This is a genomic window from Mucilaginibacter sp. A5337 (assembly GCF_059690695.1).
In genome coordinates, this window is record NZ_JCAWEC010000002.1 from 554994 (window position 1) to 577550 (window position 22557).

Consider the following 22557-nt stretch of genomic DNA (forward strand, 5'->3'; position numbering starts at 1 on the left):
TTTAATGACCTGCTTTTAATTTAAAACGATCATGGAAAAACAACTTACCAAACTCAACATATTCTCATTTAAGGGTGTTCAAATGCGCACCTTCCATATTACCTGGCTCATGTTTTTTGTGTGCTTTTTTGGATGGTTCGGTTTGGCGCCGTTAATGCCAACCATACGTGCCGAATTACATCTGAGTAAAGGACAGGTGGGTAACACCATCATTGCATCGGTGGCTGCAACAATTATAGCCCGCCTTATTATAGGTAAACTTTGTGATACCTGGGGCCCGCGTAAAACAGCGGTCAGGTTATTGATTGTTGGGTCGTTACCTGTGTTTTTAGTAGGCCTGGCTCATGATTACACTTCATTTTTATTGTTTCGCCTGGCTATTGGTGTAATTGGTTCATCGTTTGTAATTACCCAGTTTCATACTTCCATGATGTTTGCCCCTAATATAAAAGGTACTGCCAATGCAGTAACCGGCGGCTGGGGTAACCTTGGCGGCGGTGTAACTAATATGGTGATGCCTTTAATATTTGCTGCCATAGTAGGTGCAGGCTTTACCAAAGCCGAAGCCTGGCGATATGCTATGATAGTTCCGGGTATAATGATGCTGATAATTGCCTTTTTATATTGGAAGTTTACCAAAGATACCCCTAACGGCAACTACGACGAAGTAGGCTACGCCAAAACCAATCCATCAAAAACCGATTGGTCAATATTAGCCGACTGGCGCGTTTGGGCATTGACCATGGCCTACGCTATGTGCTTTGGTATGGAAATCACTTTTGATAACGTGGCTTCATTACATTTTGTAGATACTTTCCACTTGTCGCAAAGTTCTGCCGGTTTCTGGGCAGGTATATTCGGCTTCATGAACATTTTTGCCCGTGCCTTGGGCGGTATTGTGTCTGATAAGGTTGGTGGCAAATTCGGTATGCGGGGCAAGGGCCTGCTTTTGGCCGGGGTGTTACTGTTGGAAGGTATCGGCCTTATCCTGTTCGCTCAGTCGGGTAGCCTTACAATGGCCATTATTTCTATGCTTTCATTCGCGTTGTTCCTCAAAATGTCAAACGGTGCTACTTACGGTATAGTGCCTTTTATCAACAGCAAAAATGTGGGGATGGTAAGCGGCATTGTAGGCGCCGGTGGTAATCTTGGCGGAATGCTGTTCGGGTTTCTTTTCAAATCGGAGCATATTACCTATATACAAGCATTTACCTACATCGGTATAACTGTTATGGTGATTTCCGCAATTGTTTTGATCACCCGTTTTCAAAAACAAGCCGAACCTCAAACAGTAGAGGAACCTGCTTTAGCCTTATAAGCCTAAAGCAGAAGGCCGAAAGCGAAAAGCTGTAAGGCTGATTAAAGCTTTCGGCCTTAAGTACAGAATAAATAATAATATATAAAGAGCTTTCGGCTTTCAGCCGTAAGCTTTTAGCTTAAAAAGAATGTCTAAACGCCCTCAAAATACATTTAAAAGTACTTGCTGCTACTGCGGGGTAGGCTGTGGCGTGGTAATTAACAAAGAGAAAAATGGCAGCATAACACTTGAGGGCGACAAGGATTATCCCGTAAATAAAGGGATGCTGTGCAGTAAGGGGCTTAACCTGCACTATACAGCCAATGATAAAACCGACAGGCTGCTGTACCCTCAAATGCGCTACAATAAAAGCATGCCCATGCAAAGGGTAAACTGGGATGATGCTCTGGAGCGTACAGCAGCCATTTTTAAAACCTTCATCAATAAATACGGCCCGGATTCGGTTGCGTTTTACGCTTCCGGTCAATGTCTTACTGAAGAGTATTATGTTGTAAATAAGTTGATTAAGGGGTTTATCGGTAGTAATAATATCGATACAAATTCGCGTTTGTGCATGAGCAGCGCCGTTGCTGCCTATAAAATTGCGCTGGGCGAGGATACAGTACCTGTTTGTTACGACGATATTGAGTTGGCGGATTGCTTTTACGTTACAGGGGCTAACCCAGCCTGGTGTCATCCCATTTTATGGAGAAGGGTTGAGGCGCATAAAGCCGCAAATCCCGATGTAAAGATCATTGTGGTTGATCCCCGGGTTACAGATACATGCAGCAATGCCGATTTGCATCTGCAGTTAAACCCGGGCACTGATATTACCTTAAATCATGCTATAGGGAGGGTATTGATAGAAAACGGTGATATTGACGTTGACTTTGTAACCAAACATGCCGATGGTTTTGAGCAGTACAGTAAATTAGTATTTGAACGTACGCTTGCCGAATCAGCCGCCATTTGTGGCGTGAGCGAAAGTGATATCCGCCTTGCCGCCCTTCATATCGGTGAAGCAAAAGGCTTTATTTCGATGTGGACAATGGGTTTAAACCAAAGCTCAGTCGGAGTAAATAAAAACTTAAGCCTGCTAAATCTCAATTTAATAACCGGTCATATTGGTAAACCGGGTTCGGGCCCGTTGTCATTAACCGGGCAACCCAATGCCATGGGCGGGCGCGAAGTAGGCGGGCTTGCCAATCTTTTACCGGCCCACCGTGTCCTGACAAATCCGGCAGACAGGGCAGAGGTACAAAAGTTTTGGGGAGGTACCGAGATAGCGGCGAAACCGGGCCTTACAGCCACGGAGATGTTTGAGGCCCTAAATGATGGCCGTCTTAAAGCTATCTGGATCATGTGCACCAATCCGCTCACCAGCCTGCCGAATGTGCGCCTGGCCGAAGAAGCGCTGAAAAAAGCAAAATTTGTGGTGGTTCAGGAGATCAGTAATAAGCCCGAGACTTTAGCTTATGCCGACGTGATCCTCCCGGCAGCGGCCTGGGCCGAAAAAGAGGGGACTATGACCAACTCTGAAAGGCGCATCAGTTATCTGAGTAAGGTGCTAGACCCTCCGGGAGAGGCTATGCCAGATAGCGAGATCATTTGTCGCTTTGCAAAAAAAATGGGGTACAAAGGCTTTGATTTTAAAAATGCCGCTGAAATTTATGCTGAGCACGCTAAACTCACGGGTAAAACCAATATTGATATCAGCGGGCTCACCCACGATACTATCATACAGCAACGATCAATGCAATGGCCTTATAAAAAGCGTAATGCAGCATTTGGTACGCCACGTTTGTTTACCGACAAACAGTTTTATACAGCAACCGGCAATGCGCAGATCAGCGCTGTACCTGACGCTCATACCAGCGAAAGTACTGATGGTGATTACCCTTTTATCCTTACCACCGGCCGTATTCGCGATCAATGGCATACCATGAGCAAAACAGGTAAGGTTAATAAGCTTAATCAGCATATTAAAGAGTCGTTTGTGGAGATTAACCCTATTGATGCTGCGGCTTTGGAAATCAAAGAAGGCGATGTTACCATTATTACATCACGGAGGGGAGAAGCAAGGATAAAAGCTCGCATTACCGAACAGATAAAACAGGGCGTTATTTTTGTGCCGATGCATTGGGGCAAGATCCTGAATAATGACCTGCACCGCATTAACAACGTTACCAATGATGCGCTCGACCCGATATCAAAGGAACCGGATTTTAAGTATTGTGCGGTAAAGGTTGAGAAATATAAAAAGCCTTTTCAAAGAATTGTAGTTGTGGGCGCAGGCGCAGGGGCGCATGGTTTTGTCCGGTCATACCGGGAGTTGAACAAAGATGATGAGATCATCATTTTCAGTAAAGAGGATCATCCTTTTTACAACCGCGTAATGCTTCCGGATTATATCAGTGGTGAACAACGCTGGGAGCAGTTGGTGAAAATGACCGATGAAGAGGAACCTGAACTTAAAATAAGGCTGCTACGTGGTGTAAGCGTTGAGAAAATAGACCGTGCCAATAAATATGTGCTGGATAGCCGTGGCGTAAAAACGTACTATGATGTATTATTGCTGGCTACCGGTAGCCGGGCAGCAATTCCTAAAAACGTGCCGTCCTTGCCGGGTATCTTCAGCATGCGCAGCCGTAATGATGCGGACAATTTCAAAAAACACGTACCTAAAAGTGGCCATGTGGTTATTGTTGGTGGTGGTTTGTTAGGATTGGAGATGGCCGCGTCTTTACGCGAAATAGGAATTACCATCACTATTATTCAACGTACATCAAGGTTTTTGAATCGTCAGTTGGATGAACTGGGGAGCCGACTATTACACGAAGAAATGGTTGACCAGGGCTGCGACATCTTTTATGATGATGAAGTGCAGTTATTTTACGGTCGCAACAAGCTTACCGGTATAGGTTTAAAAAGCGGACGGAAGATTGATTGCGATGCCATGATCCTGGCTATTGGTACAACGCCAAACCTTGAAATAGCCAAGGATTGCGGCCTTGAAATTAAACGCGGTGTAATTGTAAATGAACGCTTGATTACCAGCGATCCGAACATATATGCCATTGGCGAAATAGCGGAGTTTAACGGTACTTTATACGGTATAACTGCCGCAGCAGAACAGCAGGCAGCAGTAGTTGCGGGTTATATGAATGGCGATATTGCCAGCTACTACAAGGGTAGCCTGTTTATGAATATCATCAAAATCCATGGTTTTGATTTGTGCAGTATAGGTTTATCTGATTGCCCCAATGATAAAGATTATGAGGAGATTGTGTTTATAGATAAGGCTAAACGCTATTATAAAAAATGCATTATTCACCAGGACAGGCTGGTGGGTACCATTTTAATTGGCGATAAAGGCGAGTTCCAGGAGTTTAGGGAGTTGATAGCCAACAAAACAGAACTAAGCGATAAGCGCCTCAAACTACTTCGCAGCGGCAAAACGGCCGAGCCTGTTTTAGGCAAACTGGTATGTAGCTGTAACAACGTTGGTGCCGATAATATTCGCAATAAGGTAAAAAGCGGGTGCACGCAACTGGCCGATGTTTGCAGCCAGACCGGAGCAGGAACAGGCTGTGGCTCATGCAGACCCGAAGTAAAGCGACTGCTTGAAGAAGTACTTGAACAACAATTGTTAAAAGCTTGATTTTATGGAGAATAAGCAACTGATTAAGATTAATCTTCCGGGAGGTGTAGCATCTGCCGGTGATTTTTACGAGATGCTCATTATTGCGCAAAATGCAGGTGCTAAACAGGTGCGCTTCGGAAACCGGCAGCAGCTTTATTTTGAAGTTGAAGAAGCTCAATTGGAGGATCTGGAGTTTGATATGTTAGGCGCCGGTATCGACCATGAAATTAATGAAGACATTTATCCCAACATTACCAGCTCATACATAGCCGATGGTATATTTAACCAGGAAAACTGGCTCAAAGAAGGGGTTTATAAAGATATCTTCGATTTGTTTGATTATCAGCCCCAGCTAAAAATAAACCTGGTTGACAGTAGCCAGACCTTTGCTCCATTTTTTACGGGCAACCTTAATTTTATCTCTTCGCCAGTGAGTAATTACTGGTACCTGTATATCAGGTTTCCAAAAACCAATATCCTGTATTGCTGGCCTGTGCTGGTTTATTCGGATGATATTCCTGCTATGGGCAAAGCAATACAGCAGGTGATATTTGCCAACAAAAAGCTGTTTTACGATCAGGTTGAAATTAATCCGGATGAGCTTTATCAATTAGTTGCTGCCGGTTACCAGTTTGTAATTCAGGAAATTGATCAGCCTTTGGTTATCCCGGAGTTTCAGTTGCCTTATTACGAAGGTTTTAACAAGCAAGGGAATAAATATTGGTTGGGCATTTATAGGCGTCATGAACTTTTTGATATTGAGTTTTTGAAGGAGATCTGTAACCTGTGTATGCAAACCAGGGTAGGGCAATTGTACATCAGCCCATGGAAATCTTTGCTCATCAAAAACATTGAGGCGAAACACAGGCCATTATGGGGTAATTTGCTTAATAAATACCGGGTAAACATCAGGCACGCTTCAAACGAACTCAACTGGCAGGTTGAAGACCTTTGCAGCCCCTGCCTTGAGCTTAAGCAGCAATTGGTTAGTGAATTTGAGGAAGCAGATTTGCGGACTTATGGCCTTAGCTTTGCTATTAAGCGATCTCCTAAATCAGGTATTTATGGTTCGGTGATGATTCGTGCGCGAATACCTGATGAATTTGAAATTGTGCATACCCGTGACTTTAACCACAATACCCGCGAGTTTGTGATCTATAAACAGGGCGTTACAAAAGCAGATTTAAGCAGGCACCTGATAGCACTTTGCGATTTGTTTTATGAACAGCAAATCAATAATCAATCGCCATTACAGGTGAGTAAAGCCAGCAATGAAATTAAATCGTCTGTTCAAAAAACTGTTCATCAATGTAAAAGCTGCTTCACCATTTATGACGAGTTGTATGGGGATATATTTAATGAAATAGAGCCAGGGGTGCCTTTTGAAAACTTAGGCGATTACGAATGCCCTACCTGTGGCGCCGGAAAAGAAAACTTTGCAGAGCTGATATATCAGGTTGCTTAATTAACCTCGTCCAAAGCGGCTTTATCATAAATTAAATTGACCATCCTGGGTCTTGTGTTACCTATGAATTTGAATTTAAGTGATAATATTTATATCAAGAGGGGTTAACACATTTTCGCTATAAAATTCACTTAATTACTTGATTATAAGAAATTTAAGCAAATGTTAACCCTGAATTGTGTTAACCCTGTTAACCCCCATTTTGTTAATAAAGTTAATTAAATGGAAACTATATATCGCTTAGGTATCTGAAAACAAAAATGAGGCTGATAAATCTATGATATCGCCTGAAAAAAAAGCCTCTCTAAATCTCTTCCAAAAGGAGAGACTTAGAGAGGTTTTTTACCTGAAATCTCCGTATAACGATTTTATTAATTTATTTTGCCGGAGTAATGATAATGTTCCTGTAATCTATAGGTCCATGATCCCCCTGAATCAAGAGAGGCCCAGGTTCGCCTTCTTTGCTATCGATAGCCCCACCGGTAATACCCGGGATCTCCTGCCGGCATATCACCATAGTGCCATTGGCTACTATAGTAACTAAGCGTCCTACCAGGGTAATATCGTATGACTGCCATTCTCCGGCGTCTTTTGCCATCATTTTGTTAGGTGGCAGGAAACCATAAATAGCACTGAACTGGTTATTGATAGGTTCTGGTTCGCCGGTTTTCGTGTCAATTACCTGTACTTCATAGCGCCCTCTGAGGTAAACACCACTGTTACTGCCTTTTTGATAACGAAATTCGATATGTAATTTAAAGTCGCTGAATTTTTGATCGGTAATAAGGTTTGCACCCGAGTGCTTGCTTCTCAAAATGCCCGATTCAACTACCCATTGGTTTTTTCCGTCGGTATGCCAGCCTTTGGTATCTTTACCGTTAAACAGTTTAACAGGCTTGCCCCAAACCGGTGCCTTTGCCCTTGTCATTAACGGAGCTCTAACTCCGGTGAAATGGTAGGTAACCCCATCTGTATATACCATAGTCCCGGTTAGTTCTTCGCCTTTAAGCTCAAATTCAAAATCCATATTGCGATTTCCTTCTTCCCATTGTGGCGGAATGGAAAAGCTGTATTTACCGTCATGTGGCTTAACCTCTGATATAGGGCGCGCGCTACCAAAAGCGTAGGTAAAACGACCGATCAGCGTGTGTGTACCTGATTTTTGAACTTCCAGCCATGAGGGCAGGCTTTTGCCGCCTTTATCAATTGTAATATCCCAGCGCCCGATAACCGCAGGGTCTTTTACTTGTTGAGCTTTAACTCCTGAAATTATTAAAAGCAGTAATCCCGCAATGAGTTGTACGCGGATAAACCTGCGGATTAGGTTCTTTTTATTGGTAGTTTGGTTTCTCATAATTTTTAAATCTACAAACTAACATTCAATATTTAATTAAACGGGTGATTTTTTGATTTCTGTGCAACCGGTGGTTGCGTTGTGCCCTTTTGCTATTATTTTTTATCTATTTTTTCGAGCAATGCTAAGATTTTGTCGAGCTTATCTACCTCAATAGCATTTAAGCGCAGTTGTAATTCTTCAATTTCTTTTTTTGCCTCCACATTAGTCCGGAAATCCTCGTTTGCCTGGGCACGATCGCGTTCATTCTGGCGATTTTGGGCCATCATGATAATGGGGGCGGCATATGCGGCCTGGGTCGAAAACAACAGGTTTAATAAAATATAAGGGTAGGGGTCCCAGTGGCCAACAAAAGCTACTACGTTTAGCGCCATCCATAATGCAACGATTATGGTTTGAATAATAATGAACCTCCAGGACCCCATGCCTGCTGCTACCGAATCAGCCAATCGCTGACCAAAGTTCATGGAATCGATATGTCTTTGATACCAGTTTTTTTTGTTGTTTGCCATTTTTTAATAATTAAGATTTACATAATAAATATATAAAATTAATTGTCATGACCGATTTTGCTGGGCTGTACATACTGTGGGTAATACGTTTTCATTTTGCTTTAACCTTTCTGCCTGTTAAGGCACTATTTTAGAATAATCATAATATTTAGAGAGTCAATAGTATTTTCATTGCCGTTGACTTTAGTCAACGGAATAATGAATGGACGGCAAACGGCTTTAGCCAAAAATGCCGCATGAATGGTTGGGCTAAAGCCCGGCAAGTCTATTCATTGCCGTTGACTGAAGTCAACGGCAATGAATAGACTTGCATTTTTATCGGCATTATTGTTAGTAATCAAATATTTCTCCCCTTAATCTTCAAATCTCTGTAACTTTAAACACATATCATTATGTTAGATAGCCAAGAACATACACCTCAGTATTGGCTCACACGTTTTGTGATCCTGCGTCTGCTCGGCTTGGTTTATGCGGTGGCTTTTCTGGTAGCCATAAATCAGGTGTTGCCATTGGTCGGTTCGCATGGGTTGTTGCCGGTAGATAAATACCTGCAACAGATTAGCATTGCATTGGGCTCAAAGAGCGCAGCTTTCTTTCGGTTGCCTTCGCTGTTTTGGTTCTGGCATTCAGATACGGCATTACTGCTGGCTTCATGGACGGGTTTTATTTTATCGTTAATTGTGGTGGCCGGTTATGCAAATGCGCTTTCAATGGGTATACTATGGATATTATATCTTTCCCTTGTACATGTTGGGCAGGACTGGTATGGCTACGGCTGGGATATCCAACTAACAGAAACCGGTTTTCTTGCGATATTTTTGTGCCCCTTGCTGGATATGCGGCCTTTTCCTAAACGCCCGCCGCCTTTGCTCATCATTATCCTGTTTCGCTGGCTCATCTTCCGGATCATGTTTGGTGCCGGGATGATCAAATACAGAGGCGATGAGGTGTGGCGAAAAGGAACTGCGCTTTATTATTATTTTGAAACCCAGCCGATACCAGGGCCGTTTAGCCGTTGGTTCCACTTTTTACCGCGTGTGCTTTTACGGTTGGGTGTCTGGTTCAACTGGCTGGCCGAACTGTTGGCCCCCTGGTTCGTTTTCGGTCCGCGGGTATTCAGGCATGTTGCCGGTATCATTATTGTTTTGCTTCAATTTGCAATCATTCTGAGCGGTAACCTCTCTTTCCTGAACTGGCTGACAATTGTACCTGCACTGGCTTGCATGGATGATGGTTTTTGGGCCAGGCTTTTGCCGAGAGTTATTATGCGCAAAGCCATGAAAGCTGAGGAAGAGGCAGAAGTTTCGCAGCCCATGCAGTATACAGCGTTGGTAGTGACCTGCATTGTGGGTTTGCTTAGCTTCCAGCCCGCGCTAAATCTCCTGTCGCCCAAACAAATTATGAATACCTCATTTGATCCTTTAGAACTCGTAAATACTTACGGCGCATTTGGCAGTGTGGGGCAGGAGCGTTACAACGTGGTTTTTGAAGGTACACGGGATTTTAATCCCGATAGTGCAAATTGGCAAACCTATCCTTATAAAGGTTTGCCTGTAGCTCCTGATCAGGCACCGCACCAGGTAGCGCCGTATCAATTGCGACTGGATTGGCAAATGTGGTTTGCCGCTATGTCCACCGCCGATCAGTATCCATGGACGTATCACCTCGCCTGGAAATTGCTGCATAATGATCCAGGTGTAGTTGGTTTATTTGCGAACAATCCATTTCCCGGAGAACCGCCCCGTTATATTCGTGCTGTGATTTATCGTTACCGTTTTGCCCGGCCCCGGCATGGTGCAGGCCCTTACTGGGAACGGGAGAGATTAGGACTATGGCTGCCGGTACTTTCTGTTCAAAACCCTCAATTTGTTGCATATCTGAAAGGCCAGGGATGGATAAAATAGTATTGTCACTAATAAAGTACATTTCCACAAACGATATTAAGATAGCTTTGTAGTACACATGGTATTATAACAGAGCCATTTAATGATAATAATCAATCAGTTTATAAAAAGGGCCGGAACCTGCGTCACAGCTATTGTATTATTCATTGGGGTCTATTTTGCGCCCATGCAGTGCGTATTGGCTCAGGATGGAACGGGATTTACTTTTAAACTCGATAGCAGAGCTAAAACCAGTGCAGGAGTATACTCAAAAGACGGAACATTAATACGCACGCTTTGGAGTGGTGTAATCTATAACGCAGGTAGTCATCAGTTTACGTGGGATGGCATTGATGATGAAGGTCGCCTTGCTACAAATGGAAGCTATGTGGTTAAAGTACTGTCAAACAACGTAAAATATAAATGGGAGGGCGTGATCGGTAATTCATCTGATTCTCTTAGCGGGCCATCAGTTCATCACGCTATTGAGCGGATGTATGGGATGGCCATTAATGGTAATAATGCATATTTTGCGGTTGGGTATAATGAGCAAAGCAGCAGCACCTTTAAATTCAATATTCATAGTCCTCAAAAGAAAACGGTAATACTGGGCAAGGGGTTGTCGGTTAAATACGTTGCTACCGATGGCATAAACGTTTACTGGGCAGGGAATGATGCAGGTGTTGTTAACAACTGGATGGTATTTGGTACTAAGGTAGCCAATGATTTTGAAAGTAGTTTTCCCAACGGCCAGCCTGCAATAACAAAATATGGCCGCAAGTATAAAAGCGTGGTCGATGTTGTAAATAATGAAAGATCAGAAATCTCGGGACTTGCTGTACAAAAATATGGCAGGTATTTGTTTGTGTCGCATAAAAATTTAAACGAGTTACATGTACTTGATAAAACGACTGGCGCACTGGTTCAAAAGCAATCGTTTGATACCCCATTAAATATAACCGCCGATGATAAAGGCCATGTTTGGCTTATCTATTCAAAAAATGGTAAGCGCATTGCAGAAAAATTTACCGTTGAGGCCAACGGACAATTAAATCCCTCAAATGTTACACCGGCGGGACTAACCGAGCCGCAGGCATTGGCTATAAGTCCAAGCGGTAAAACACTCATAGTGGCTGATGGTGGGGACAGTCAGCAGCTAAAAGCATTTGATGTTGATAAAGGTTCGCCTTTGTGGACGTATGGCACTGCCGGTGGCTATGCAACCGATCCTAATGTGCGTAACGATAAGTTCTATTTCTATGAAACCAAAGGGCCCGGTACTTTTATTGCCTTTCAGCCCGATGGGAGTTTTTGGGTGGAAGATGCCGGTAACTCAAGGGCGCAGCATTTTACCGGAGATAGAAAATTTATTAACAGGATCATGTACCTTCAAACATCATACAGCTCGTTTGTTGATGCCAATGATCCGTCGCGCGTGTTTTCTGATTACCTTGAATTTAAGGTAGATTATAGTAAACCGCTCGGCGCTAATAATGGTTCGTGGCAACTGGTACGTAACTGGGGCTATAATCTACCTGCCGAATATGATGATAAATATAACAGACTGCGGGGAGTAGCTACCTTGAGTAATGGTAAAACCTATGCTTTATTGGCACACAGGATCAGGTCATTTTTTAGCTGGAAACTTGTTGAATTACCCAAAACAGGACCGTTGCGAATAACCGGGGTTGATATCCCTATGGATAATACACAATTATATCCCGATGGCTCGCTTTATAAGGTTTCAACATTCAGGGCTGGAGTGCCAACCGTTTTTACCAAAAAAGAGCTTTTAAAATTTACGCCGGAGGGCGACCCTGTATGGGGGCCGCAAAACACTATAGCCCAAACCCAACCCGCCGAATTGACGGATCCGGGCTATCATGGCAACAATACCTTGTTGAAATCAGGTGAGATTACTTCTTCAGGAGTTATTGCATTATTTGATGGTACTACTGCCAATTGCTGGCACCTTGGAGGAATAAAAGTTGGCGGTGACAAATGGCTTTGGCGCACAGCAATGAGCACTACAAAAGAATACTGGGGACTGTTTCCCTCGGACGGGACTTTTGATATTGGTAACCATACCAATTACCCGGGCTGCATTGCCATGGCAAGCGGACGCAGTATTTTTTGGGGCTATCATGGCGAGTTTTGGAAAAACAGCGAGGTGAACAAATGGACAGAGGTTTATGATGACGGTTTATTTATTGGCCAGTTTGGTGTTGCCGGTCCTGAAGCCGGGAGCGTTGAAGCCGCCGCCGAAATGGCGGGCAACTGCTTTGCCGCATCATTGGTGAAATTGCCCAATGGCGATATTTATCTGTATCATAATGATGAAAGCATGCATGGCGGCGTGCACCGGTGGAAAATAAGCGGGTTATCAAGTATAAAAGAGCAGATTATCCCTATCAGTTTAGCTATTAATACGCATGGTTTATCAACTAAAATTATATTGACGGCTTCGGGCTCGGCGCGTAGTTATAATGGTTTTGCAGAACCATCATATTCAGAGCGATATGATTTTTTTTTAAAAGGCGATAATATAGCCGGTTGCAGGCTGTGGGTGGATGGGAAATTGATAATCCCCCAGAAAGGCACTTCAATAGAATTGAACAAAGGCATACGATATCCAGTACGTTTAGAATGCCCTGCCGGCGTTGATAACAAAAATTCAGTACAACTTTATTGGAAAAGCACAAGTCAGCCCGAACAGGTAATTCCTGACGCACAGCTTTATAGTTTAAAATCATCCGGCGCTTCATCTACCATTCAACTGATGGCCGACCTCCCGTATAACAGCACCCTCGAAAATGGCCGCTATGGCTGGAAGCGACAACCGGCTCTTGATGATAGCACAAATAAATACACACAATGGTGGAATGTGCACACCAATATCAAAAGCTATCGCAAAACCAACCCGGATATTTATATCGATTTTCGGCAGCAAAACAAACAGGCTGTTTTAAGCCGGGACCTTGGTAATCAGCCGAATCTTGAATCATGGACATTATCGGGCATTGTTAACTTTACTCAAAATTGTGTTAACGTTGGCGCAGGCAATAGCTTTGATGAAAACAACGGGGTTTACCTGGAGGTGTTGGATAAAGCACAAAGAGTGATAACACGCGTGTTTTTACACTCCGCGTATTATCGCGGTGATGTGAGCTTATTGATAAATGAGACAGCTATTTACAAGCTAAAATATGACAAGGTTAAAAAACTGGAAGATTACTGGCCGCCGATCACTGTTAAGATGAGTAATGGCCAATTACTTGCTGCTTTCAACAATAATAAATTTATAGGAATCCAAATCTTTGATAAGCAGGCAGATATTAAAAGTCCCTCATCTATGCGCCTGGTATGCTCATCACTCAGTAAAAAAGGGGGGTATACTTTGGGTTTGAATGCATGGAAGTTTGAGAAGAAATAGAATGGGGTGTACGCTATTCTATCTCTTGATTGGGACAACCTTTTTCATTCTCGTCTTTTTTCCCTGTTCCACGATGAATTGCTTGCACGGAACAATACTTTGCGATTCCTTATGCATAAAAAGAAAGGTTGTTGTTTCCTGTGCTGATAACGGCTTTTAAATTTATTTTCGCAAAAAATATTCTCTTAATGAAAGAACAACTATCAGCATTACTTATAGCCTTAAAAGAAGGTGCCGTAACATTTAATGAAGTAATTGAATTTATAGCAGATCATTATCTGCATCAGCCAACGGCATTTAAAAACGGCGATTTTTATAACGAAGCCACACAGAACCAGGGCAGCGCCCGTGTGTTTGCGTTTGCGAAAATCAAGAACCTGACTGCAGCGGATACGCTTTATTTATTTGCTGAACACTACAGGGCAGTTTTGGCAACGCCCGCTGGTACAGATCATCAAAATATCCGGCAGTTTATGGCTCATGGCTGGGCTGGGATTGCGTTTGAAGGAGAGGCGCTTGTATCTAAATTGGGGCAGGTTTAACCGGAAAGGCTAAGTATTGAGTTTATAAAAAGGAGGTATCTTTATTAAGATACCTCCCTAAGCGATACCCGGGGTTGGTATTAGCCTCGGATATTTTAATCTCTCATATTGATGTATTGCAGCGGTTGCCCAAAATCTTCGGCACGGCAAAGGCTGATAACTGCCTGCAGGTCATCTATCTTTTTGCCTTGCACACGTACCTGGTCATCCATAATTGAAGCCTGTACCTTAAGGCCACTGTCTTTAATTTTCTTTACGATCTTTTTGGCGGCTTCCTTATCAATACCTTCCCTGATCTTAATTTCCTTGCGGATCATGTTGCCCGAAGCATATTGCTCCTTGCCAAAATCAAGTGCTTTGGGGTCAAGATGCTGTTTCACCATTCGGCTGATGATGCTGTCCTGTATGGCTTTAAGGCGCATATCGTTTTCAGTAACTATGGTAACCTGGTTTGTTTTTTTATCCAGGTCGATAGTGCTTTTTGAATCGTTAAAGTCGTAACGGTTCAGAATCTCTTTTTTGGCGGTATTTATCGCGTTATCAAGCGTTTGCCCGTCTATCTTACTAACTATATCAAATGTTGGCATAAGTAGTGTATTGGTTATAAATGATTTGCAAAACTAATGTATTGTTAACATACGGCGCAATATTGCAACAAATTGTTTAACTTCTGCAATAAATAATGGTGAACGAAAACAGGTTAATTCCTCATGAGTTAATATTAAGTTAACAAATAAATAAGCAGATTTGTAACATCTGGCTGTAAAGCAAGAAATTCTTATGGATAAACAGGTTCCCTTAATTAACAGAGAAATAAGTTGGTTATATTTTAACGATCGGGTTTTGCAGGAAGCAGCCGACCCAACAGTCCCGCTGATTGACAGGATCCGTTTTTTAGCCATATTTTCGTCTAATCTTGATGAATTTTACAGGGTAAGGGTAGCCACACTGAGCCGTTTGGCAGCCCTGAACGAAAAATCGAAAGAAATACTTGGTTATAACCCTAAAAAGGTACTTAACCAGATCAAAAATATCGTGGTAAGGCAGGAACGTAAGTTCAATAACCTTTACGAAAATATTATTGTTAAGCAGCTTGCCGAAGAAAAGATCTTTATCCTGAATGATAAACAGCTTAACGTAACCCGCGGTACCTTCGTTAAAAATTATTTCAGGGAGAAGTTGCTTGCTACATTGGTGCCTATCATGCTCAATGATACTTTACCGCTGCCCGAGCTTAGGGACAGGGCTGTTTACTTTTTTGTAAAGCTTACTACCAATAAAAAAACAAGGTTTGCCCTTATCGAGTTTCCGGATAATCTTTCGCGTTTCGTAAAGCTACCCGATACCAATAACCTGAAGTTTATTATCCTGCTTGATGATATTATCAGGTACAGCCTGGAGGATATCTTTTTCATTTTTGAACACGACAGCATCGAGGCATATTCCATTCAGCTTACCCGCGATGCGGAGCTTGATTTGGACAAAGAAGTGAGCGAAAAGTTTGTCGATTCGCTTGCTAAGAGCCTTCAAAAGCGTAAAAAGGGTAAACCGATGCGCCTGCTGTATGATTCGGACATGCCTATGGACATGCTGAAGTATCTGGTAAATAAAATGGGCCTTCATGGTGAAAGCCTTATTCCGGGTAACAGGTATCATAATTTTAAAAATTTTATCTCGTTCCCTAACGTTGGCGGTCCCGAGTTAGAATACAGCAAATATGTGCCGTTACCGGTAGCTGACCTTTCGTTTGGAAAAAGCCTGATCGACCTGATTGCAAAAAAGGATTACCTGGTAAGTACACCATATCAGTCATATGACTATGTAATTCACTTTTTACGTGAGGCTGCTATCGACCCGAAAGTAAAAGAGATCAGTATTTCTGTATATCGCTTAGCCGAAAATTCAAGGGTTATTCACGCGCTGATCAATGCTGCAAAAAACGGCAAAAAAGTAAACTGTTTGGTGGAGTTGCGTGCCCGCTTTGACGAGCAAAATAATATCCACTGGAGTAACAGGCTTGAAGAGGAAGGGGTAACCGTACTTTATGGTGTTCCGGGTTATAAAGTACACTCAAAAATTTGCTTGGTAAGCCGTACCGAAAAAGGGAAGCTGGCTTATTATGCCTGTCTTTCGACAGGAAACTTCAACGAAAAAACCGCGCAAATCTACGCAGATCATACCTTGCTTACAGCTAACAAAAAGATCACTGATGATCTAGTGAATGTTTTTAAAGCTATTAACAGGGGGCAACTGGCCAAGGGGCTAAAAAGCCTTATTGTATCGCCAATTGATTCGAGGCCTGCAATTTACAGGTTGATTGACAATGAGATCAAAAATGCAAAGGCTGGTAAACAGGCATACATGATCCTGAAAATGAACAGTCTTGCTGATGAGGAGATGATCAATAAACTTTACCAGGCCAGCAATGCCGGGGTAAAGATCAAGATGATCATCAGGGGGATGTGCTGTTTAATAGCAGGGGTGAAGGGCTACAGCGAAAATATTGAGGTGATTAGTATTGTAGATAAGTACCTTGAACATGCCCGCGTACATATTTATTGCAATGGTGGTAAGGAGCTCATCTACCTTACATCGGCCGATTTCATGACCCGTAATATTGATAACCGAGTTGAGGTTGGCTTCCCGATTTACGATGAAAAATTACAGCAGGAGATAAGGGATATTATTGATATCCAGCTTGAGGATAATACCAAAGCCCGCGAAATCAACAGCCAAAACACTAACAAATATCATAAAACAAACTCGCCCGAAAGTCACCGTGCGCAGATAGAGATATATAATTATTTAAAAAGTAAAACAAAATAACATTGAGATACGCCGCTATTGATATAGGTTCAAACGCCGTGAGGCTTTTAATTGCCGACATAATTCAAAACACCGGATCGGTGTCATTTAAAAAAAATACCCTGATCCGTGTTCCGTTGCGTTTGGGCGATGATGCTTTTATACAGCAGCATATATCCGAGAAAAAAACTACGGAACTGGTTAAATCGATGGTTGCTTTCCGTAACCTGATGGACGTATACAAGGTTACCGATTATTTAGCCTGTGCAACATCGGCCATGCGCGAAGCCAAAAACGGAGAAGATGTTGTTAAACAGGTTAAAGAAGAGGCGAATATTGATATTGAAATTGTACATGGATCGAAAGAAGCCAGTATTATTTATGCCAGCCATGCCGAGCAAAATATTGATAGAAGCAAAAACTACCTTTACATAGATGTGGGTGGCGGCAGTACAGAGCTTTCGTTGTTTTCTGCAGGAGAGCTGATTGTTTCGCGCTCGTTTAATATCGGTACCATCCGCATTCTGGACAATCAGGATACAGAAGAAACCTGGAATGAAATGAAAGATTTTGTGCGCGATAATACGCGTAACTTTAAGCAATTATCAGGCATCGGCACCGGAGGCAATATCAATAAGCTTTTTAGGCTGTCCGAAGAAAAGGAAGATATGCCGCTAACTTTTGCTAAGTTGAGATCATTATATACTTACCTGAGCTCATTTTCATTAAAAGACAGGATCAATGTGCTTGGCCTTAATCAGGACAGGGCCGATGTTATTATCCCTGCATGTGAAATTTACCTTACCTTAATGAAAAACGCCAATATTAAAAATATCTATGTGCCAAGGGTAGGTATGGTTGATGGTATTATTCAAACTTTAATAGAGAAAAATTTGCAATAAACAGGTTAAAATTATTTTAACAAATTGTTTAATAATTTAAAAACTCTTATTACATTTGTAGTGCCCTCTCAAGGGCATGTTTTTCATAGGTAGATGTAGGGTCGGGTACAAGTTATTCGACCCTTTTTTGTGCCCCTAACTTTTTGTGTGTTCGGGTGGTTGAAGGAGTAATTATGAAGAAAAAGATAGTTGTTGCTATTACGGGTGCCAGTGGTTCTATATATGCCAGTCTGCTGCTAAAAAAACTAAACCAGTTACAGGATCAGATTGCCGAAGTAGGGGTTGTCATGTCAGACAACGCCAAAGACGTTTGGAAATTTGAGCTCGATAACGAGGACTACGCCCGGTTTCCCTTTAAATTTTATGCTAAAAATGATTTCATGGCGCCTTTTGCCTCCGGTTCGGCAAAATTTGATACTATGGTAATTGTTCCATGCTCAATGGGGACTCTTGGGAGGATAGCAGGAGGGATTTCAGATGATCTGATTACCCGGGCCGCTGATGTAGTCCTTAAAGAACGCCGTAAGCTGGTGTTAGTGGCCCGCGATACCCCGCTCAACCTGATCCATATCCGCAACATGTCTACGGTTACCGAAGCCGGCGGTATTATCTGCCCTGCAATACCGTCTTATTACAGCAAGCCTCAAACTATTGAAGAACTGGCTATGACAGTAGTAAACCGCGTGATTGATTTGATAGGGTTGGAGAATGAGAGCTATGAGTGGAAAGGGATGTAGCTCTTTAGGTGATGAATTATTACTAAATCATATCATGAACCTTAAATACATTTTCCTTGCAACTGCTGTTTTCGTATTACTATGCCACAATAGTTTCGCGCAAGTAACCAAAGCAAAAGTTAACCAACTGGCTTTTATGGCCGGCACCTGGACACAAAAACAGGAGTGGGGCGATATGGAGGAATTCTGGAGTGAGCCAATGGGCGATAGCATGATCAGCAGCTTTCGGGTAGTTAAAGATGGTAGAGCGGTATTTTATGAGTTTGTTGTTATTGAAGAACAAAACCAGGTGCCGGTTTTTAAAATGCGTCATTTCAACCGCGGCAGTATAGGCTGGGAAGAGAAAGACAAACCGCTTTTATTTTACCTGGTCGGCATCGAAAAGAACAAAGCTGATTTTGAGTTGAAAGATAAATCTGTTCATCTCACATACCAATTGGTTGCGCCCGATAAGCTGGATGTGATTCTTGCCGAAAAAGACAAAAAAGGCAAATTGAAAAAGGATGTATTTAACTATTCGCGAAAGAAATAACTGTCTTGGTTTTTATATCAAAACACACTGAAAATTAGATTTTCATTATTATCTTACCCTCAGTTTTGCTGATACAAGTTGTACCTGAACCATGCGTAAAGTAACTGCTTTATTAATCATAGTAATTTTTGTTTTTTGTACCGAACATGTAAGTGCACAGCGCGATACAGTGATAGCTTATATGAAGAATTTTGTTGCCGCCCCCTGGCTGCCTTTGGCAGCAAGAATAACCGACAGTAAAGATAGTGCCGACTTTATTCGGATGGTAAGCAGCCCTGACATCAGCACTGATAAGCTTGCTTTTCCCGTAAATGATTATTATTTAAATGGAAATCCAAAACTTCAAGGTTATTCAAATAATGGTTTTGTTGAAGCGCAGTTACAAGGCGCTTGTATCGAATACTTTCCTAACGGCAAAAGAAAATGCATTAGCAATTACGATAAGGGGCACCTTTCAGGTGACATAACCAAATACTTCCCCAATGGCCAATTTTATTTGTCTGGAGTTTATAAAAAAGACACCTTAATAATAAATAAGTGTAGCGATTCAACAGGGCGGGTATTGGCAGAGGATGGTAACGGGACCTTAGTACTTTATTCTGATGGCTTTAAAAATATGATTGGCTCCGGCCCAATAAAGGGAGGCCTGAAGGACGGTATATGGAAAGGAACTTTAAATGACACTCTAAGCTATGATGCTACTTATAAAAATGGGAGCGTTATTGCGGGAACAAGTTATGCCAAAAGTGGAAATAAATACTTATTCAATAAAGAATATACTGCCCCTGACTTCGCAGGAGGGCTAAATAAATTGGGAAGCTATCTTGCAAAAAACATAAGATACCCAAGTGAAGCACTATACAAAAACATACAGGGAATTGCGTATATCACTTTTTTGGTTGACCGTAAAGGCTTTTTGAATGATATACACCCGGTACAAGGAAATGAGATGCTGGCTGAAGAAGCGCTGCGTGTAGTCCGTTTATCTCCGCCCTGGGAGCCTGCTACAAGCTACGGAATTACCGTTGAAGTAATACACACCGTACCAATTAGTTTTTCAATAGCAAGGGAATAATGAAATATATTCCCTAATTCAAATAACTACTACACCAATCCCAGCGCTTTACTCGTCCTTGCCCTCATTTCATCGCTTAATGCCTCATTGTTAGCCAGCGACTCACCATACGAAGGGATCATTTGCTTAAATTTTTGTTTCCAGGCTTCTGTTTTAGCCTGGTTTTTAAAGCAACGTTCAATAAGCTGGATCATGATAGGTACCGATGTTGACGCACCTGGTGAAGCACCTAACAAGGCCGAGATACTGCCATCCGCAGAAGTTACTACCTCGGTTCCGAACTCCAGCACACCAGTGTGTTTCGGATCTTTTTTAATAACCTGCACGCGCTGTCCAGCTATATCCAGATCCCAGTCTTCGGCCTTGGCTGTTGGCATATAGTCCTTGAGTGCGTTAAGCCGGTCGGCAGGTGATTGCAATACCTGCGAAATAAGATATTTGGTTAAAGGCCAGTTATCGCGCCCTACAGCAAGGAGGGGAAGTATATTGTTTAGTTTAATGGAGCCGAAAAGGTCAAGCAGAGAACCCCTTTTCAGGAAGCGGGTTGAAAAACCTGCATAGGGGCCAAAAAGTAAAGCCCGCTTACCATCAATCATACGGGTATCCAGGTGAGGAACCGACATAGGCGGCGAACCAACCGATGCTTTTCCATAAACCTTGGCTTCGTGTTGTTTTACCACATCGGGGTTGTTACACACCAGCCACTGGCCGCTTACCGGAAAGCCGCCAAAACCTTTACTTTCCGGGATGCCCGATTTTTGAAGCAAGGGCAACGCACCTCCGCCGGCGCCAACAAAAATAAATTTGGCGTTCAGTTTCCTTTTATTTCCGGTGGTTTTATCTTTTACCGTAACCTTCCAGGTACCGTCGGCATTACGTTTAATGTCCTTAACATCATGGTTAAGGCTAATATTTACATTTTGTTTTTGTTTAAGCTCATCAATCAACGCGCTGGTGAGGCTGCCGAAATTCACATCGGTGCCAATATCCATAAACGTTGCGGATACTTTTTCATTAGGATCACGCCCTTCCATAACCAAAGGGATCCATTGTTTTATCTGAGCTTTATCCTCCGAATATTCCATCCCTTTAAAAAAGTGATGTTTGGTAAGCGCTTGCTGGCGCTTTTTCAGGTAGTCAACATTTTCGGCACCCCAAACAAAACTCATATGCGGCACTTTACGGATAAAGCTTTGCGGGTTACTGATCAGGCCCTGATCAATAAGATAAGCCCAAAATTGTTTGCTGATTTCAAATTGTTCGGCAATTTTAATGGCTTTTTTTATTTCAATGCTGCCGTCAGGAAGCTGCGGGGTATAATTTAACTCACAAAAAGCCGAGTGGCCGGTACCTGCGTTGTTCATTGGGGCCGAGCTTTCGGCTGCAATGACGTCCAGGCGTTCAAAAATTTCAATCGTCAAATCGGGCTGCAGCTCTTTAAGCATTACACCAAGGGTGGCGCTCATAATACCTGCGCCAATTAAAACCACATCAACCGTTAAATTTGAACCTGTACCGCTATTAGTCATTTTATTATGATATCCTGCATTAGTTTGCAGTGTTATTTATACCAAGGTAAACCTCGTTTTTGAAAAATTGTTATGATGGTTTAAGTCCTGCCGGCAGTCAACCCGACCGGGTCAAAATAAATCAGGCAATTTTAAGAAATTTTTATAGAAAAACTGTCCATTACTTATCCAATAAATGCAATAAAATCTATGTTTAAATTGTTTAAACTTAATTTATAGATTAATACTGCATTTGGTATATCCAAAACACATTAACACAAAACAGTTAAAATGATGTATATAAATAAAGTGCTAATTTATAAACCATGAATCTGTTTAAACCCTGTATTTATTTTTGTGTTTTGGCGATGACAATATCGGCCTGTAAGCAATCCGGCAATCAAACCAAAGCTAAACCTGTATCAAATGATATTTCGAAAACAACGGTAACAGTGGCCGGAAAAAAAGATAGCGTGATTAACAACCCGCGTAAAAAATATGGAGAGGCAACAGTGAGCGACCCGTGTGTAAAATGTTTGCTGGCCGTTATACAGGATAGCAAAAGCTATAAAGAAAACACAAACGGCATTTCGCCGCAAAGTATAAATTTTACAATTAACTGGGTAAAAGCATCGGCGCCGGCATTAAGACCCGATACAAGCAACAAAACCAATGGTTTACGGGTTGATGTAAAGAAAGAGGAAGATGGTGAGGACACCCGTTTATGCTCATATATCTATAATAACACAAGTGGTACCATGTACCTGCTTGATAATCAAAGTAAATATAAAAATGAGGTCTCAAGCATCACGCCGGCTATTCTGAAAAAAATCCGGAATAGTTGCTATTGGGGCGTGGCCTCACGATAA

Annotated in this window: 16 protein-coding genes; 12 read left to right on the forward strand and 4 right to left on the reverse strand. The window is 42.3% G+C overall.

Annotation, left to right across the window (positions count from 1 at the left end; genetic code table 11):
• Nucleotides 1-31: 31 nt before the first annotated feature.
• The 3 genes from AC59JO_RS07150 (at nucleotide 32) to AC59JO_RS07160 (ending at nucleotide 6405) form a co-directional block, all read left to right on the forward strand.
• The gene (locus tag AC59JO_RS07150; RefSeq protein WP_413668019.1) at nucleotides 32-1318 is read left to right on the forward strand and encodes an MFS transporter; all 1287 of its coding nucleotides are present in this window, start codon (nucleotides 32-34) and stop codon (nucleotides 1316-1318) included.
• Nucleotides 1319-1445: 127 nt separating this feature from the next.
• Nucleotides 1446-4958: a molybdopterin-dependent oxidoreductase gene (locus tag AC59JO_RS07155; RefSeq protein ID WP_497304391.1), complete on the forward strand. Its 3513-nt coding sequence runs from the start codon at nucleotides 1446-1448 to the stop codon at nucleotides 4956-4958.
• A 4-nt stretch (nucleotides 4959-4962) separates the two neighbouring features.
• The gene (locus AC59JO_RS07160) at nucleotides 4963-6405 is read left to right on the forward strand and encodes a rubredoxin (RefSeq protein ID WP_497304393.1); all 1443 of its coding nucleotides are present in this window, start codon (nucleotides 4963-4965) and stop codon (nucleotides 6403-6405) included.
• A gap of 376 nt (nucleotides 6406-6781) precedes the next feature.
• Here the strand turns inward: AC59JO_RS07160 and AC59JO_RS07165 are convergent, their stop codons facing one another.
• The gene (locus AC59JO_RS07165; RefSeq protein ID WP_497304395.1) at nucleotides 6782-7759 is read right to left on the reverse strand and encodes a 3-keto-disaccharide hydrolase; all 978 of its coding nucleotides are present in this window, start codon (nucleotides 7757-7759) and stop codon (nucleotides 6782-6784) included.
• Between the two features lie 95 nt (nucleotides 7760-7854).
• A complete protein-coding gene (locus AC59JO_RS07170) occupies nucleotides 7855-8271 on the reverse strand; it encodes a DUF1003 domain-containing protein (RefSeq protein WP_413668023.1) in 417 nt (138 codons plus the stop codon).
• A 392-nt stretch (nucleotides 8272-8663) separates the two neighbouring features.
• Here AC59JO_RS07170 and AC59JO_RS07175 point away from each other — a divergent pair, with 392 nt between their 5' ends.
• From AC59JO_RS07175 to AC59JO_RS07185, 3 genes are all read left to right on the forward strand, one after another.
• Nucleotides 8664-10175 carry a lipase maturation factor family protein gene (locus AC59JO_RS07175; protein ID WP_497304397.1) on the forward strand — a complete coding sequence of 504 codons (1512 nt, stop codon included), beginning with the start codon at nucleotides 8664-8666 and terminating at the stop codon, nucleotides 10173-10175.
• Between the two features lie 82 nt (nucleotides 10176-10257).
• Entirely contained in the window at nucleotides 10258-13587 is a 3330-nt protein-coding gene (locus tag AC59JO_RS07180; protein ID WP_497304399.1) for a FlgD immunoglobulin-like domain containing protein, read from the forward strand.
• Nucleotides 13588-13775: 188 nt separating this feature from the next.
• On the forward strand, nucleotides 13776-14129 hold the full coding sequence (locus tag AC59JO_RS07185; protein ID WP_413668026.1) for a HopJ type III effector protein: 354 nt from the start codon (nucleotides 13776-13778) through the stop codon (nucleotides 14127-14129).
• A 95-nt stretch (nucleotides 14130-14224) separates the two neighbouring features.
• Here the strand turns inward: AC59JO_RS07185 and AC59JO_RS07190 are convergent, their stop codons facing one another.
• On the reverse strand, nucleotides 14225-14716 hold the full coding sequence (locus AC59JO_RS07190; protein ID WP_091206519.1) for a YajQ family cyclic di-GMP-binding protein: 492 nt from the start codon (nucleotides 14714-14716) through the stop codon (nucleotides 14225-14227).
• Between the two features lie 193 nt (nucleotides 14717-14909).
• Between AC59JO_RS07190 and ppk1 the strand changes: the two genes are divergently transcribed.
• The 5 genes from ppk1 (at nucleotide 14910) to AC59JO_RS07215 (ending at nucleotide 20180) form a co-directional block, all read left to right on the forward strand.
• Nucleotides 14910-16955, forward strand: a complete 2046-nt coding sequence (ppk1, locus tag AC59JO_RS07195; protein WP_413668027.1) for a polyphosphate kinase 1 — start codon at nucleotides 14910-14912, stop codon at nucleotides 16953-16955.
• A gap of 2 nt (nucleotides 16956-16957) precedes the next feature.
• Nucleotides 16958-17836 carry a Ppx/GppA phosphatase family protein gene (locus AC59JO_RS07200; RefSeq protein ID WP_413668028.1) on the forward strand — a complete coding sequence of 293 codons (879 nt, stop codon included), beginning with the start codon at nucleotides 16958-16960 and terminating at the stop codon, nucleotides 17834-17836.
• Nucleotides 17837-18009: 173 nt separating this feature from the next.
• The gene (locus AC59JO_RS07205; protein ID WP_413668029.1) at nucleotides 18010-18573 is read left to right on the forward strand and encodes a UbiX family flavin prenyltransferase; all 564 of its coding nucleotides are present in this window, start codon (nucleotides 18010-18012) and stop codon (nucleotides 18571-18573) included.
• A 34-nt stretch (nucleotides 18574-18607) separates the two neighbouring features.
• Nucleotides 18608-19105 (forward strand): DUF6265 family protein, encoded by a 498-nt coding sequence (locus AC59JO_RS07210; protein WP_497304402.1) that lies wholly within the window; start codon nucleotides 18608-18610, stop codon nucleotides 19103-19105.
• A 91-nt stretch (nucleotides 19106-19196) separates the two neighbouring features.
• Complete coding sequence (locus tag AC59JO_RS07215; protein WP_497304404.1) at nucleotides 19197-20180, forward strand: energy transducer TonB; 984 nt, start codon at nucleotides 19197-19199, stop codon at nucleotides 20178-20180.
• 29 nt (nucleotides 20181-20209) lie between these two features.
• Here the strand turns inward: AC59JO_RS07215 and AC59JO_RS07220 are convergent, their stop codons facing one another.
• Entirely contained in the window at nucleotides 20210-21709 is a 1500-nt protein-coding gene (locus tag AC59JO_RS07220; RefSeq protein WP_413668032.1) for a malate:quinone oxidoreductase, read from the reverse strand.
• Nucleotides 21710-22014: 305 nt separating this feature from the next.
• Between AC59JO_RS07220 and AC59JO_RS07225 the strand changes: the two genes are divergently transcribed.
• On the forward strand, nucleotides 22015-22557 hold the full coding sequence (locus AC59JO_RS07225) for a hypothetical protein (RefSeq protein ID WP_413668033.1): 543 nt from the start codon (nucleotides 22015-22017) through the stop codon (nucleotides 22555-22557).